The organism is Archangium sp. (genome assembly GCF_036277355.1).
Classification (GTDB): domain Bacteria; phylum Myxococcota; class Myxococcia; order Myxococcales; family Myxococcaceae; genus Archangium.
Genome location: NZ_DASUNC010000135.1, coordinates 1 through 14,160 on the forward strand (window position 1 = coordinate 1; position 14,160 = coordinate 14,160).

Below are 14,160 nucleotides of genomic sequence, written 5' to 3' on the forward strand. Positions count from 1 at the left end.
GGGACCCCTGTCGCTGAGAGCAGAGGCTGCCTGGCCGATTGGCTACGCACGAAGAAGATGGGCGCCTGGCGCGCTTGAAGACCCGGCGGTGGAGCGAGAAGCGGATGAGGTTTTTCTGGTTTGCGTCTTCGCGACGTCCACGGACGATTGGTGTTCGAGTAGCACGTACAGCAGCAGCGGCTGGCCCGTGCGCATCCGTGCCGTGAAGAGCAGGTCGCTCTCGGTCTCGCGCAGCTCGGGGTCCACCACGCTGCCGGGCTCTCGCCGCAGGGACGACCAGTCCACCTCGGAGACGACATGCGCGGGCAGCACGGCGCGCAATTCAGCGGCGGCCCGCTCGGGGTGGCCGAAGGTGTACCGGGCGAAGAGATCATGCGGTCCAGACATGTCGGACCGCGCTCAAGCACGCGGCGGGCCAGGGACCTGTCTCAGCCCGCGCGCACCACGGCCCGCGCCTTCTCCATCATGCGCCGCAGCGGCGCCTCGCCCGCCGTGCGCGCCAGCGCCTCGTCCCACGTCACCCACTGCGCCCCGAACGACTCCGCGGGGTCATGCGCCAGCGCCTCGGGGTTCTCCGCCACCACCAGGAAGCGCACGTCCAGGTGCAGGTGCTCCGGCTCGCCCTTGCGCGCCGCGATGGTGTGCACGTCCACGTCCAGCGGACTCGGCGCCCGCTCGTGCAGCCGCACCCGGCAGCCCGTCTCCTCGCGCGCCTCGCGCAGCGCCGTGGCCTCCATGCTGCCCGCGTCCGCCTCCTCCGCGTGTCCTCCCGGCTGCAGCCACCGGTGCACCTTGCCGTGGTACACCAGCGCCACCCGCTCGCCCGACGGATCCACCACCACCGCACTGCCGGTGAAGTGTCCCCGCTCCTGGGACCGCGAGAAGGGCTTCTCCAGCTCCGTGGCCAGGGCGCGCATCTTCGCCAGGTCCTCCCGCTCCTTGTCGTCCGAGGGAACGTGGCGGGCCAGCAACTCATTCAGGGACGTCAGGGGGCTGCTCATGAGGGGCGGATTGTGCCCACTTCGACGGCGGGCGCCAGGACGATATAGGGTGCCCCTCATGGCCCGTATCCTCGTCATCGACGACCACGACACCCTCCGCGAGGGCATGGCCGTCACCCTCACCCGCTCCGGCCACACCGTGACGGCCGCCCGCTCCGGCACCGACGGTGTCTCCGCCTACAAGAAGACGCCCTTCGATCTCGTCGTCACCGACCTGAAGATGGACGGCATGGACGGCATCGCCGTCACCCGGACGCTCAAGGCGCATGACCCGGCCGCCGTCGTCATGGTCGTCACCGCCTTCGGCACCATCGAGACGGCCGTGCAGGCCATGCAGCAGGGCGCCTACGACTTCATCACCAAGCCCTTCACCCCGGACGTGCTGCGCGCCAAGGTGGAGAAGGGCCTCGAGCTGTCCTCCGCCCGCCGCCAGGTGGAGCGCCTGTCCGCCCGCACCGAGGCATTCGAGGCCGACGCCGCCCTCGCCCACGGCAACCTCATGGTGGGGGACAGCGAGCCCATGCAGCGGCTCGTGGGCATGGTGCGCAAGGCCGCCGCCACCGACGCCACCGTCTTCGTGCGCGGCGAGTCCGGCACCGGCAAGGAGCTCGTGGCGCGCATGCTCCACCAGCTCTCCCCGCGCAAGGACGGGCCCTTCGTCGTCGTCCACTGCGCCGCCCTCGCCGAGACGCTCCTGGAGAGCGAGCTCTTCGGCCACGAGCGCGGCTCCTTCACCGGCGCCGTCAAGCGCAAGCTCGGCCGCTTCGAGCTCGCCGACGGCGGCACCCTCTTCCTCGACGAGATTGGTGAAATCCCCCACTCCGTCCAGACGAAGCTGCTGCGCGTGCTCCAGGAGAAGGAGATCCAACGCGTGGGCGGCGAGGAGACGCTCAAGGTGGACGTGCGCGTGGTGAGCGCCACCCACCGCGACCTCCAGGCCGAGGTGAAGGCCGGCCGCTTCCGCGAGGACCTCTACTACCGGCTGCACATCGTCCCGCTGCAGATTCCGCCCCTGCGCGAGCGCCCCGAGGACATCACCGCGCTGGCGCGTCACTTCGTGGCCAAGCACGCCTCGCGGGTGAACAAGCGGGTGAAGAGCCTGGAGGACAGCGCCCTGCGCGCGCTGGCCCGCTACGCCTGGCCGGGCAACGTGCGCGAGTTGGAGAACGTCATCGAGCAGTCGCTCGTCTTCGCCGAGGGCGAGACGCTCGCGGCCACGGACCTGCCCACGCACCTCACCGGCACCGCGCCCCGGAGCGACTCGGGCCTGCCCGTGCCCATGGGGGACCGGCCCCTGCCCGACATCCTCGAGGACCTCGAGCGCCAGCTCATCGCCCGCGCCTACGAGAAGGCCGGCGGCGTGAAGACGGAGACGGCCCGGCTGCTCGGCATCAAGACGTCCGCGCTCTACTACAAGCTGGAGAAGTACGGCTTCATCGCCAGGAGCGAGCGCCCCGAGGAGAACTGAGCGGGCTCCGGCAGGCGGGCACACGGCGGGTGGCGGAGCGCCTCATCTGGCTGTAAAAAAGGAACCGTCCCCTCGAAAATCTACCGCCCCCCCGCTCCCATCGTGGTTTTCCGTCATTCCCCCGTGACAGCCCTGGCCCACCCGTGCGCGAAGTCCCCGGAACCTCTCGGGTTTCGCGGGCACCCCACCGCCCTGTCGCGGCGGGGCCCTGGCATCCGGCTTGCTGCGGGGAGGGGATTGATGAAGCGCGTCCTGCTGCCCCTGCTGCTGTGTCTCTCCCTGGGTACGCCCGTCTGGGCGGCCTCGGGCGTGGACGCGCTGCGGCTCGAGGCCCGGACGGCGCGGACCCAGGTGAGAGACCTGCGAGACAGGCAGCAGGTGCTGCGCTCGGAGCTCAACACCCTGGCGGGCCGCATCGAGCAGCTCAAGTCCGAGCAGAAGGGCCGGCTGGTGGCGGGCCCGGAGCTGGAGACGGCGCTGCGGCAGTCGCAGGAGCTGTCCGGCCAGCTGTCCGGGCTGGCCCAGTCGCTCGCCGGGGCCGAGACCGAGGCGGAGCGCCGCAACCTGGCGCTGCACTCGGCGCTCTCCGAGGAGCTGGCCCGGGTGCGTGCCGCCTGGGACGCCACCCCGGACCGCGAGGCCCGCTCCAAGCTGATCGCGCGCATGCGCGACCTGCGCGCCGAGCGCGATGCCCTGCGCTCCGCCCTGCCCGCCTCCCATGAGCCGGCGCTGGACCGCCGCGAGTCCAGCGACGACCCCGAGGATCTGCTGGAGCAGGCGGACGTGCTGCGTGACTCCGAGGACAAGGTGCGCCAGCGCTTGAAGGCCCTGCACGGCCGCATCACCGAGCTGCGCGAGGAGCGCGAGCTGGACCGGCGCATGAGCGACTTCCTCGGCGAGGAGTCCATGTTCGACGAGCAGGACCGGCACATGCGCCTGCGCTTCAACGCGTCCACGAAGTCCATCTCCGTGGAAGCCTCCCAGCGCAGCGGTGGAGGCCTGTTCCCGGAGAACGTGTTCTCAGGGGGCGCCCAGGGGGATGCGGCCCCGCCCTACCCGTCCAATGGCGGAGGCTCGCCGGTCCCGGGGACACCCGCCTCGCCGGGAGGGGGCGGCGGAGAGATGGGGGAGCAGGTCCAGTCGCCCGTCTACCGCGCCTCGGACAACCGGCCCCAGGTGGGCACGGTGCGCGCCCAGGCGCTCGCCAGCGGCAACCCGGAGGACCTGCGCGGCCTGGAGGCGGAGGCGGCCCGGCTCGAGTCGCTCGCGCGCGAGCTGGACTCCCGCGCGGACTCGCTGGAGCGCCGGGCCCGCGAGCTGCGCTAGTCCAGCAGCCGCACCTTCACGTCCAGCTTCACGTTGGCCTCCAGGCGCACTTCCCTCGAGGGCTTGCGGCCCTTGCCCCGCACGCCGAGGCTCATGGAGGGCGCGGTGATGAAGGGCTGCAGCTCCGCGTCCGTCACGTCCAGCACCAACACCGGGTTGGGCGCCTTGAGGTTCAGCGAGGCGATGTTCTTCTTGGAGGCCACCAGCACCTCCTGGTCCCCCGTCTTCGCGTAGAACTCCAGCGTGTCGAGGAAGGAGAAGTCCTGGTCCGAGGGGGAGAGCACCTTGAGCTCCAGGGACTGGAGCTTCACCGAGGACACCTGCTCCTTGGTGACGCCCTGGTTCTTGAAGTCCTGGTTCTGGTCGAAGTCGAGGTTGGAGAAGCTGCCGATGGCCGGGAACGCATCGAGGACGGTGGAGATGCCCGTTGGATCTCCGGCCACGGTGGTCTCTCCCTTCACCTCGGCCAGGAAGCCGGGGGGGCCACAGGACACGAGCGCGAGCAGGGCACAGACGGAGAGTACGGAAGTGAGTCGCATGACACCCACTCTACCGATCGTCCGGGCGCGCAGTCATCGCCCCGCCCGGCCGGCTGCCCTCTCGTGGACAGGGCATGCGGACAGTGCACGGAGTATGGTGCGCCCGTTGAGACGGCTCCTCTCCGCGCTCGTGGTGTCTTCCCTGGCGCTCGCTGGTGGCGCGCATGCCGCCGACGTGGAGGGACAGCTGCGCGTGGCGGGCCGGCTGATGCTGGACGGCAACGCGCCGCGCGACTTCTACCAGGGGGACTCGCCGCCCAACACCACGGACGCGGTGCTCAGCCTGCTCGTCACGGCGGAGGGCCGCTACACCGCGGACCGCTGGCAGCTGGTGGGCCGCTATGACGGCGGAGGCCGCAAGTACGTGGCCTTTCCCAGCGAGGACGTGCTGGTGCAGGCCGCCGCGCTGGAGGGCTCGCTCGCCGTGGGCGAGACGCTGGGCGTGGGCGTGGAGGGGCGGGCCAAGGACCGGCGGGGCGGCAGCCGCGCGTACACGGACCTGGCGGCGTCCGCCTTCCTCGAGCACGCCCCGGATGCGCGGCTCTCCCTGCGCCTGCGCGCCGGAGCGCACCGCTTCCTCTACCGGCCCGACTTCTCCGCCAGCTTCGGCAGCCCCGAGGTGGGCTTCCTCGCGCGCTTCCGCCTGGACAAGCGCCACGCCTTCACCGTCACCGGCGAGTACGGCCAGCGCCGCTTCAGCACCTCCCAGCGCTACCCGCCGGGCACCACGCCCGAGTGGACGGGACGGCGCCAGGACGGCGTGCTGCTGGCGAGCGCGGGCTACAGCTACAAGGGCCCGGTGGCGCTGGGGCTCTCCTACTCGTACCTGGAGACGAGCTCCAACAGCTATGGCGAGTCCGTGCAGCGCCACCGGCTGAGCGGCACCGCGGGGGTGCGGCTGCCCTGGAAGCTGACGCTCATGGCCCAGGGCGCGCTGGGCCTCAACGCCTACCCGGACGGCGTCTTCCTCTCGCCGGAGATCACCCTGCTCGACGACGAGGAGGCCCAGCACATGCTGTCGCTGAAGCTGGCCCGGCCCCTGAGCGAGCGGGTGGACGTGGAGCTCTCCTTCGCCATGTACGGCACCGAACTGTCGCGCAATGGCCTCTTCTACTTCCGCCAGGTGGGCGGCGTGGGCCTCACCTGGCGGCCGTAGCGCGCCTCACTCCGGAGCCGGGTTCAGTCCAGGCCGGACAGCCGCTCGTCGATCTCCTCGGCGAGGCTGGCGTGGCTCTGGGCGAGCGCCGTGTCCCGGGCGCGGGTGAGCACCTCGCGGGCCTTCTGCGTCTGCCCCGCGCCGGTGTAGGCATCCCCCAGGGACACCATGGCGGCGGCGTACTGCGGGTCCAACCGCACCGCCGTCTCCAGGGCCTGGGCGGCCTCGGCGTACTGCCTCAGCTCCAAATAGGCCTTTCCGAGGGAGAAGTGCGCCATGGGCGCGTCGGGGAACTCGGCCGCCATCTTCTTGAACTGCTCCAACCGGGCGTTGCTCATGGGGCGGTGATAGAGGAGAGGCATGTCCGTTGCCAAGGAAGACGTGCGCTCCCTCGCCGAGGCCGCCCGGGCAGCCTCCCGCGTGCTCGCCACCGCCCCCACCGGCCAGAAGGATGAGGCCCTCCGGGCCATGGCGCGCCACCTGCGCGAGGCCCTCCCCACCCTGCTCGCCGCCAACGCGCTGGACATGACCGCCGCGCGGGCCGCCGGAAAGGGAGGGGCCTTCCTGGACCGGTTGCTGCTGGACGCCTCGCGGGTGGAGGGCATGGCCCGGGCGGTGGAGTCGGTGGCCGGCCTGAAGGACCCGGTGGGCGAGGTGACGGAGGAGTGGGACCGGCCCAACGGCCTGCACGTGCGCAAGGTGCGGCTGCCGCTGGGGGTGGTGCTGATGATTTATGAGGCCCGCCCCAACGTGACGAGCGACGCGGCGGCGCTGTGCCTCAAGAGCGGCAACGCGGCGCTGCTGCGCGGGGGCAGCGAGGCGGCGCACTCCAACGCGGCCATCGCCTCGGCGCTGGCGGCGGGCCTCACCGAGACGGGACTGCCGGCCGCGTGCATCCAGCCGGTGCCCCCGGGCGAGCGCGAGACGCTGCTGGAGCTGCTGAAGCTGGAGGGGCTGATCGACTTGTGCATACCGCGGGGCGGCGAGGGCCTCATCCGCTTCGTGGCGGAGAACGCGCGGATTCCGGTGGTGAAGCACTACAAGGGCGTCTGCCACGTGTACGTGCACGCGGCGGCGGACCTGGACATGGCCACGCGGATTACCGTCAACGCGAAGGCGAGCCGCCCGGGGGTGTGCAACGCGGCGGAGTGCCTGCTGGTGGACCGGGCGGTGGCGGAGCGCTTCCTGCCCCAGGTGGGCCGGGAGCTGGTGGGCAAGGGGGTGGAGCTGCGCGGGGACGCGGCGACGGTCCAGGTGCTGTCACGCGCCGGGGTGGCGGTGACCCCGGCCTCGGAGGAGGACTGGGGGCGGGAGTTCCTGGACCTCATCCTGGCGGTGAGGGTGGTGGACGGGGTGGACGACGCACTGGGCCACATCGCCCGATACGGGAGCGAACACACGGAGGCCATCGTCACCTCGGACGAGGCGGTGGCGGGACGCTTCACCCGGGAGGCCCAGGCGAGCGCGGTGGCGTGGAACGCCTCCACCCGCTTCAACGACGGGGGCGAGCTGGGCCTGGGGGCGGAGATTGGGATTTCCACCAGTCGACTGCACGCTTTCGGGCCCATGGGGTTGCGAGAATTGACCAGCCAGAAGTACGTCATTCTGGGACAGGGGCAGGTGCGCTAGGGTGCCCCGGACACGTATGGCGACCAAGAAGAAGACGACCACGAAGAAGCCCGCGGCGAAGAAGAAGAGCGCGCCGTCGCTGGCCACACGCACCAAGACCGCGGCGAAGAAGGGAGCGGCCAAGAAGCTGCCCGCGCGGAAGAAGACGACCAAGAAGAAGGCGCTGACGCCGGGAGGCGCGGCCCCGGGAGCTCCCGCGGAGAACCCGCGCGCCCATGCGCTGGCGCGCAAGATTGGCACCCTGCTCTCGGACAAGAAGGCGCTGGACATCGTCATCCTGGATGTGCGCGGGATGACGTCCTACGCGGACTATTTCGTGGTGGCCTCGGGCGAGAGCGACCGGCAGGTGTCGGCCATGGCCGAGCACGTGCTGAAGAACCTCAAGGAGACGGAGAACCTGCGCCCCATCGGCCACGAGGGCATGGACACGGGCCAGTGGGTGCTCCTGGACTTCGGCGAGGTGGTGGCGCACCTCTTCTTCTCCGAGGCGCGCTCGCACTATGACCTCGAGGGCCTCTGGGCCGACGCCGCGCGGGAGAAGGTGGCCTGAAGGTCCGGCTCCTCTCCATCGGCAAGGACCGCTCGGGCCTGTATGAGCCCGCGGTCCAGGAGTACGCCTCGCGCCTGGCCCACTACACCCGCTTCGAGCTGATGGAGCTGCCCGAGGCGGGGGGAAAGAAGGGCAAGGCGCCGGACGCCAAGGCCGCCGAGGCCGAGGCCATCCTCGCGCGCCGCAAGCCGCAGGACCTGATTGTCGCGCTCGACGAGCGGGGCAAGCTGCTGGACTCGGTGGAGTTCAGCCGGTACGTGGGCCGGGCGCAGGATGGCGCGAAGGATCTGCTGCTCGTCATCGGCGGGGACGAGGGCCTGGACGAGCGGGTGAGACAGTCCGCGGACCTGGTGCTCTCGCTGTCGAAGATGACGCTGCCGCACCGTCTGGCGCGGGTGGTGCTGGTGGAGCAACTCTACCGGGCCTTCACCCTTCTCAAGGGCGAGCCCTACCACAAGTAGGATGGCACGCGGCATGTTGAGTCCCAACGACATCAAGGAGGAGTTGAGCCTCGCGTATGTCCGGGCCATCGCGTCTCGAGCCGGGTTCTCCATTCGACCTGGACACCCTGCGCGACCTGCTGCGCAAGGTGGCTCGTGAAGAGGAGCTCGTGTCATGAACACGGAGCAGCTCCTCACGCTCGGAAACCGGGTGGACTACCAGAACGTGCGTTCCTACCTCGAGGCACACGGGTGGAACCGCATCCCATCGCGCCGTCTCCAGGCCGCCATCTATCGCAGTAGCCGGGCTCCCGCCGTGGAAGTCCAGGTGCCGCTGGACCGTGATCTCATCGATTACGGCGAAGCGATGGTGGCGGTGGCGCGACGCATCGCCGAGCACGAACAACGCCCGGCGGAGAGCATCCTGCGAGACCTGCTGCGGCCCAGGAGGGATCTCCACCGCTTCGCCCTGGAGGGCGCGGAGACGCAGGATGGAGGTATCCACCTCGAGAATGGGCTGAGCCTGGTGAACGGAGTCCGCAAGGCGCTGCTGTCCAGCGCCTGCAGCATCAAGCGACCCGGGACGACCTTCCACCCGCGCATGAGCCTCGCGGATGCCGAGGCCTTCCTGAGGGAATGCCGTCTCGGACAGACGGAGGTGGGGAGCTTCGTCCTGACGGTGGAGGCGCCTCTGGATGTCGCGCCCCACCGGTCGGTCCAGGAAGAGTCCTTCGGAAGGCGCGCATCCCTGCTGCTCCTTCGCTCCGTGGGACACGTGGCTTCGGCGGTCCGGGCGGGCGAGCCCGGAAGGGTGCTCGAGCCCGCTCAGGGAGAGCCCGTGGTGAGCGCCAACCTCTGCGAGGCGCTCGTCGAGATGATGCCGCCCGATGAAAGCGCCGACCTGCGGCTGCGCAGCTCCTGGTCCCCGCTGCTCCCCGTCGAGCCCCAGGTGCCGTCCGAAGTCCATGTGGATCGGAACATGTACGAGGCCATCGAGAAGCTGTCCCATCAGCTCCGGCCATCTCGAGGGGCCCAGCCCAACCAGTTCGTCGGCAGGGTCGTGGAGTTGATGGGAGAGCCGGGCGAGCAGGGGCAGGTCGAAGGCGCCGTCGTGCTCCAGGCCCAGGTGGAAGACGAGTTGCTGAAGGTCCGCGTCCTGCTGGGAGCCGCCGACTACCGTCAGGCAACCGCGGCCCATCTCACCCAGCGTTACGTGACCGTGAGGGGCATCCTTCGCCGAGGCTCACGCGTCCACCAGCTCGAACAGGCCTCCCATTTCGAGCTCGTGGGTACCTAGCGGGCGAGCGGGCAGCCTGAAGGGACTCCCCTCCCCCGGCGCCGTCAGGCACCGGACGCCACGCGCGTCCGAGGGCACATGAACTCGCCCGCCCCTCACGTCCGTGTCATCGCCTCGCCCCAGTCGTGGGTGGAGGGTGAAGCCATCCGCCAGCTCGAGGCCGCCTCGCGGCTTCCCGGCATGCGCTCCGCGGTGGGCCTTCCGGACCTGCACCCGGGCAAGGGTGCACCGGTGGGCGCCGCCTTCGCCTCCGAGGGCCTCTTCTATCCCTTCCTCGTGGGCAACGACATCGGCTGTGGGATGGGCCTGTGGGAGTTGGACCTGCCCGCGCGCAAGGCGAGGCCCGAGCGCTGGGCGGCGCGCCTGGACCTGGATGGGCCGTGGGAGGGCGACACGGACGCGGTGCTCGCCAGCATGGGCGTGAAGCCCTGCGGCTTCGAGGCGGCGCTCGGCACGGTGGGCGGTGGCAACCACTTCGCCGAGGTGCAGCGGGTGGACGCGGTGCACGACGCGGAGACCTTCACCGCGCTGGGGCTGGGCACGGATCGGCTCCTGCTGCTGGTGCACTCCGGCTCCCGCGGGTTGGGCGAGGCCATCCTCCGGGCCCACGTGGACCGGCATGGCACCGGAAGCCTCGTGGAGGACTCGGCCGAGGCGCGGCAGTACCTCGCGCGGCATGACCACGCCGTGGAGTGGGCGCGGGCCAATCGCGCCACCATCGCCGGAAGGATGATGCAGGGCATCGCGGCGGCGGGGCGGCGGGTGCTCGATGTCTGCCACAACAGCGTCACCCCGAAGCAGTACGAGGGCCACACCTGCTGGCTGCACCGCAAGGGCGCGGCGCCCTCGGACCAGGGGCCGGTGGTGATTCCCGGCAGCCGGGGCTCGCTGAGCTACCTGGTGCTGCCCCTGGGCGATGGCGCGAACCACGCCCACAGCCTGGCGCACGGGGCCGGCCGCAAGTGGACGCGCACCAGTGCCCGCGAGCGCATGCGCGAGCGCTTCACCCCCGAGGCCCTCACCCGCACCTCCTTCAAGAGCCACGTCATCTGCGAGGACCGCGACCTGCTCTTCGAGGAGGCACCTCCCGCGTACAAGGCCATCGACCGCGTGGTGCAGGACCTGGTGGACGCCGGGCTCGTCCGGGTGGTGGCGACGCTGGCCCCCGTACTCACCTACAAGACGCGCACCCGGCGCGAGTAGGGCCACCCCCTGCCCGTAGGCACATGCGCACTGCCCGTGAGCACATGAGCAGATCCGCGCCCATTTCCCCTCGCCCTCCGGGAGAGGGGAAATTCGGTCACTTCCCTGAAGGGGATTAAAGTCACATCCCCCATGCTCCCGCGCCTGCTCCTGCTCGTGGTGATGACGTGTGTCACTGGCCTCGGGTGCACACGCACCACGCCCTCCTTCTGCGGCCAGCCCGATGACCCCCGGTGTCCCGAGGACTCGGTGTGCGTGGAGGAGCGCTGTGTCCCCCGAGACCAGCTCCCGGCCTGTGCCCTCGGCCAGACGCGCTGCGAGGCAGCCTGCGTGGACACACGCAGCGATGCCTCCCACTGTGGCGCCTGCGGCACGGCGTGCGCCGAAGGACAGGTGTGCAGTCAGGGCCGGTGCACGGACGCCTGTGCCTCCGGGCTGACGCAGTGCGAGCGCGGCTGCGTGGCGCTCGAGTCGAGCACGGCCCACTGTGGCACCTGCGGCACGGCCTGTGGCTCCCGCGAGTCGTGCAAGGGGGGCACCTGCGCCTGCGAGCCTCCGCTGACCGCATGCAACGGCACGTGCAAGGACCTCGGCTCGGACGGAGACAACTGTGGCGCCTGTGGCAACGGGTGCGGCTCGGGCCTGTGTCAGGAAGGCGAGTGCGTGGACTCCTGCGCCACGGGACTCCGCCGCTGCGGCCAGGGCTGCGTGGACGTGCAGTCCGACCCCTTCAACTGTGGCACCTGCGGCACGGGCTGCGGCTCCGGCGAGGTGTGCGTGGGAGGCCGCTGCCGCCTCGACTGTCCCGTGGGCAGCGTCGAGTGTGACGGCACCTGCGCCAACCTCACCCGTGACGCGCGCCACTGTGGTGCCTGCGGCAGGGCGTGTGGCCCGGGCCAGGTGTGCACCCGGGGCGCATGTGCCTGTCCGTCCGGCCAGGCCGAGTGCGATGGCCAGTGCGTGGACCTGCGCACCAGCACGCAGCACTGTGGTGCCTGCGGCCGCGCCTGCGCCGTGGACGAGACGTGCACCAACAGCCGCTGCCAGTGCACGCCCCCCCTCTCCTTCTGCGCGGACGGCTGCGTGGACCTGAGCTCGGACACTCGCAACTGCGGCACCTGCGGCCGGATCTGCGGCACCGGGCTGGTGTGCTCGAACGGGCTCTGTGCCAACCGTCCGTGAGCCCCGGGGCCCACCAGCCGAGCGCCCGCGCCCCCCTCGCATCCCCCCCACTCCACCGCCGGAAACCCACCCTTAGGTTTCCGGCATGAAGCCCAAGCACAAAGTCCTGCTCTGCATCCTCGATGGTTGGGGCGTCCGCCTGGAACGCGACGACAACGCCATCGCCCTCGCCGGCACCCCGCGCCTCGACGCACTCACGAATGGCACCCCCTACACGGAGCTGCAGACGTCCGGGCTGGCCGTCGGTCTCCCCGAAGGGCAGATGGGCAACTCCGAGGTGGGCCACACCAACATCGGCGCCGGCCGCATCGTCTACCAGGACCTGGTGCGCATCAACCGGGCCTCCGAGTCCGGGGAGCTCGCCTCCAACCCCGTCATCCGCGCCGCGCTCGACAAGGCCAAGGCGGACGGCAAGGCCTTCCACCTGCTCGGGCTCGTCTCCCCCGGCGGCGTGCACTCGTCCATGGAGCACCTCTACAGCCTCCTCGAGGCGGCGCACGAGCGGGGCGTCCCCCACGTCTACGTCCACGCCTTCACCGATGGACGCGACACCCCGCCCCAGAGCGGGCTCGGCTACGTGGAGGAGCTGGAGAAGTTCCTGCGCGAGACGCGCACCGGCCATATCGCCACCGTGGGCGGGCGCTACTACGGCATGGACCGCGACAAGCGGTGGGACCGGGTGCACCTCGCCTACGAGGCCATCGTCCACGGCAAGGGCCCCAAGGCCCCCGATGCGCTCTCCGCCATCCGCGCCTCCTACGCGGAGAAGGTGACGGACGAGTTCATCAAACCCACCGTCATCTCCCACGGCGACGGCACCCCGGTGGGCCGCATCCGCGACGGCGACGTGGTGCTGTTCTTCAACTTCCGCGCGGACCGCGCCCGCGAGCTGACGCGTGCCCTCGCCTTCGACGACTTCAAGGAGTTCGACCGGGGCGGCCTGCACGTGGGCCTGTACGTGTGCCTGACCCAGTACGACGAGACCTTCGGGCTGCCGGTGGCATTCGCGCCGGACCAGCCGAGTGAGATCTTCCCCGAGGCCCTCGCGCACGCGGGCTGGCGCCAGTTCCGCACCGCGGAGACGGAGAAGTACGCGCACGTCACCTTCTTCTTCAACGGCGGCCGCGAGGTGGTGTACCCGGGCGAGGACCGGCACCTGGTGCCCTCGCCGCGCGACGTGAAGACGTACGACCTCAAGCCGGAGATGAGCGCGCGCGAGGTGACCCTGGAGCTGGTCAAGCGCATCGAATCGGGGGCCTACGACTTCGCGCTGGTGAACTTCGCCAACCCGGACATGGTGGGCCACACGGGCCTGCTGGAGCCGGCCATGCGCGCTGTCACCACGGTGGACGAGTGCCTCGGATTGCTGGGGCAGGCGTGTGCCCGGCACGGCTGGGTGATGGCCATCTCCGCGGACCACGGCAACTGCGAGCAGATGCGCGACCCCACCACCGGCGAGCCCCACACGGCGCACACGCTCAACCCCGTGCCCTTCCACCTCATCCACCCGGACTTCCGCGGGCAGAAGCTGCGCCCCGGCATCCTCGCGGACATCGCCCCCACGCTGCTCCAGGTCATGGGACTGCCCAAGCCTTCCGAGATGAATCGGCTAGGCTTGCTCCCATGATCAAGCTCTACCAGTTCCACCCCTCCGGCAACTGCTACAAGGTCCGCCTCCTGCTGCACCAGCTCGGGATTCCCTTCGAGACGGTGGAGATGGAAATGGGTCCCAACGGGACGCGCTCCCAGGAGTTCAAGGCGAAGAATCCCATCGCCAAGGTGCCCACCGTGGAGCTCGAGCCGGGCGTGTTCCTCGCCGAGTCCAACGCCATCCTCTGGTACTTCGCCGAGGGCACGCCGTTCATCCCCACGGACAAGCTGGAGCGGGCGCGGATGCTCCAGTGGATGTTCTTCGAGCAGTACAGCCACGAGCCGTACATCGCCGTGGCCCGCGCGTGGATCGCCTTCTTCGGCATCCCGCCCGGCAAGGAGCGCGAGCTCGAGGAGCGCATCCAGAAGGGCTATGCCGCCCTGGACGTCATGGAGGGCGAGCTGTCCAAGCGCCCCTTCTTCGCGGGCGAGCGCTACAGCCTCGCGGACATCACGCTCTACGCGTACACGCACGTGGCGGAAGCGGGACGCTTCGACCTGACCCGCTACCCCGCCATCCGCGCCTGGTTCGAGCGGGTCCAGTCCCAGCCGAGGCACCTCCGCATCACCGACGCCGTGCCCTAGTGGACTGTCCGACAAGTTTTTCAACATAGTCGAGACCACAGGGTAGGTTGGGTGGAGGAAGAGACCGGATAAGTTGGGTGGATGAGGAGACGACCGCCGCATCTCCTCCACCTTTCGCCTGGGGAAGTGGCCTA

General features: G+C 70.4%; 15 protein-coding genes. 11 read left to right on the plus strand and 4 right to left on the minus strand.

The window, feature by feature from the left end:
• Positions 1–42: 42 nt before the first annotated feature.
• Entirely contained in the window at positions 43–387 is a 345-nt protein-coding gene (locus VFZ09_RS32520; RefSeq protein ID WP_329731613.1) for an Rpn family recombination-promoting nuclease/putative transposase, read from the minus strand.
• Between the two features lie 41 nt (positions 388–428).
• Entirely contained in the window at positions 429–1,001 is a 573-nt protein-coding gene (locus VFZ09_RS32525; RefSeq protein ID WP_329731614.1) for an NUDIX hydrolase, read from the minus strand.
• Positions 1,002–1,059: 58 nt separating this feature from the next.
• Between VFZ09_RS32525 and VFZ09_RS32530 the strand changes: the two genes are divergently transcribed.
• Together VFZ09_RS32530 and VFZ09_RS32535 are read left to right on the plus strand one after the other, a co-directional pair.
• On the plus strand, positions 1,060–2,469 hold the full coding sequence (locus tag VFZ09_RS32530; RefSeq protein ID WP_329731615.1) for a sigma-54 dependent transcriptional regulator: 1,410 nt from the start codon (positions 1,060–1,062) through the stop codon (positions 2,467–2,469).
• Positions 2,470–2,709: 240 nt separating this feature from the next.
• A complete protein-coding gene (locus VFZ09_RS32535; RefSeq protein WP_329731616.1) occupies positions 2,710–3,795 on the plus strand; it encodes a TetR family transcriptional regulator in 1,086 nt (361 codons plus the stop codon).
• Here VFZ09_RS32535 and VFZ09_RS32540 read toward each other — a convergent pair.
• A complete protein-coding gene (locus tag VFZ09_RS32540) occupies positions 3,792–4,334 on the minus strand; it encodes a hypothetical protein (protein WP_329731617.1) in 543 nt (180 codons plus the stop codon). The two genes, VFZ09_RS32535 and VFZ09_RS32540, sit on opposite strands and share 4 nt — an antisense overlap.
• A 97-nt stretch (positions 4,335–4,431) precedes the next feature.
• On the opposite strand from VFZ09_RS32540, the gene VFZ09_RS32545 reads away from it, so the two are divergent.
• Complete coding sequence (locus tag VFZ09_RS32545) at positions 4,432–5,490, plus strand: hypothetical protein (RefSeq protein ID WP_329731625.1); 1,059 nt, start codon at positions 4,432–4,434, stop codon at positions 5,488–5,490.
• Between the two features lie 23 nt (positions 5,491–5,513).
• On the opposite strand, the gene VFZ09_RS32550 is transcribed toward VFZ09_RS32545, so the two are convergent.
• Entirely contained in the window at positions 5,514–5,852 is a 339-nt protein-coding gene (locus VFZ09_RS32550) for a tetratricopeptide repeat protein (RefSeq protein WP_047855600.1), read from the minus strand.
• On the opposite strand from VFZ09_RS32550, the gene VFZ09_RS32555 reads away from it, so the two are divergent.
• The 8 genes from VFZ09_RS32555 to VFZ09_RS32590 all read left to right on the plus strand — a co-directional run bounded on the left by VFZ09_RS32555 (position 5,851) and on the right by VFZ09_RS32590 (position 14,026).
• On the plus strand, positions 5,851–7,119 hold the full coding sequence (locus tag VFZ09_RS32555; protein WP_329731618.1) for a glutamate-5-semialdehyde dehydrogenase: 1,269 nt from the start codon (positions 5,851–5,853) through the stop codon (positions 7,117–7,119). The genes VFZ09_RS32550 and VFZ09_RS32555 overlap by 2 nt on opposite strands.
• Positions 7,120–7,135: 16 nt before the next feature.
• Positions 7,136–7,669 (plus strand): ribosome silencing factor, encoded by a 534-nt coding sequence (rsfS, locus tag VFZ09_RS32560; protein WP_329731619.1) that lies wholly within the window; start codon positions 7,136–7,138, stop codon positions 7,667–7,669.
• On the plus strand, positions 7,666–8,130 hold the full coding sequence (locus VFZ09_RS32565) for a 23S rRNA (pseudouridine(1915)-N(3))-methyltransferase RlmH (RefSeq protein WP_329731626.1): 465 nt from the start codon (positions 7,666–7,668) through the stop codon (positions 8,128–8,130). The genes rsfS and VFZ09_RS32565 overlap by 4 nt, the downstream gene beginning before the upstream one ends.
• A gap of 154 nt (positions 8,131–8,284) precedes the next feature.
• Positions 8,285–9,406, plus strand: coding sequence for a hypothetical protein (locus VFZ09_RS32570; protein WP_329731620.1), 1,122 nt, complete (start codon positions 8,285–8,287; stop codon positions 9,404–9,406).
• Positions 9,407–9,484: 78 nt separating this feature from the next.
• Entirely contained in the window at positions 9,485–10,609 is a 1,125-nt protein-coding gene (locus VFZ09_RS32575; RefSeq protein WP_329731621.1) for an RNA ligase RtcB family protein, read from the plus strand.
• 132 nt (positions 10,610–10,741) lie between these two features.
• Positions 10,742–11,791, plus strand: coding sequence for an MXAN_6577-like cysteine-rich protein (locus tag VFZ09_RS32580; protein ID WP_329731622.1), 1,050 nt, complete (start codon positions 10,742–10,744; stop codon positions 11,789–11,791).
• Between the two features lie 85 nt (positions 11,792–11,876).
• Entirely contained in the window at positions 11,877–13,418 is a 1,542-nt protein-coding gene (gene gpmI / locus VFZ09_RS32585) for a 2,3-bisphosphoglycerate-independent phosphoglycerate mutase (protein ID WP_329731623.1), read from the plus strand.
• A complete protein-coding gene (locus VFZ09_RS32590; protein WP_329731624.1) occupies positions 13,415–14,026 on the plus strand; it encodes a glutathione S-transferase family protein in 612 nt (203 codons plus the stop codon). The genes gpmI and VFZ09_RS32590 overlap by 4 nt, the downstream gene beginning before the upstream one ends.
• Positions 14,027–14,160 lie beyond the last annotated feature (134 nt).

Coding starts and splice junctions, on each gene's coding strand:
- VFZ09_RS32520 (WP_329731613.1), bottom strand. CDS start 387: ATGTCTGGACCGCATGATCTCTTCGCCCGGTACACCTTCGGCCACCCC.
- VFZ09_RS32530 (WP_329731615.1), top strand. CDS start 1,060: ATGGCCCGTATCCTCGTCATCGACGACCACGACACCCTCCGCGAGGGC.
- VFZ09_RS32555 (WP_329731618.1), top strand. CDS start 5,851: ATGTCCGTTGCCAAGGAAGACGTGCGCTCCCTCGCCGAGGCCGCCCGG.
- VFZ09_RS32525 (WP_329731614.1), bottom strand. CDS start 1,001: ATGAGCAGCCCCCTGACGTCCCTGAATGAGTTGCTGGCCCGCCACGTT.
- VFZ09_RS32575 (WP_329731621.1), top strand. CDS start 9,485: ATGAACTCGCCCGCCCCTCACGTCCGTGTCATCGCCTCGCCCCAGTCG.
- gpmI (WP_329731623.1), top strand. CDS start 11,877: ATGAAGCCCAAGCACAAAGTCCTGCTCTGCATCCTCGATGGTTGGGGC.
- VFZ09_RS32540 (WP_329731617.1), bottom strand. CDS start 4,334: ATGCGACTCACTTCCGTACTCTCCGTCTGTGCCCTGCTCGCGCTCGTG.
- VFZ09_RS32580 (WP_329731622.1), top strand. CDS start 10,742: ATGCTCCCGCGCCTGCTCCTGCTCGTGGTGATGACGTGTGTCACTGGC.
- VFZ09_RS32535 (WP_329731616.1), top strand. CDS start 2,710: ATGAAGCGCGTCCTGCTGCCCCTGCTGCTGTGTCTCTCCCTGGGTACG.
- VFZ09_RS32570 (WP_329731620.1), top strand. CDS start 8,285: ATGAACACGGAGCAGCTCCTCACGCTCGGAAACCGGGTGGACTACCAG.
- rsfS (WP_329731619.1), top strand. CDS start 7,136: ATGGCGACCAAGAAGAAGACGACCACGAAGAAGCCCGCGGCGAAGAAG.
- VFZ09_RS32550 (WP_047855600.1), bottom strand. CDS start 5,852: ATGCCTCTCCTCTATCACCGCCCCATGAGCAACGCCCGGTTGGAGCAG.
- VFZ09_RS32590 (WP_329731624.1), top strand. CDS start 13,415: ATGATCAAGCTCTACCAGTTCCACCCCTCCGGCAACTGCTACAAGGTC.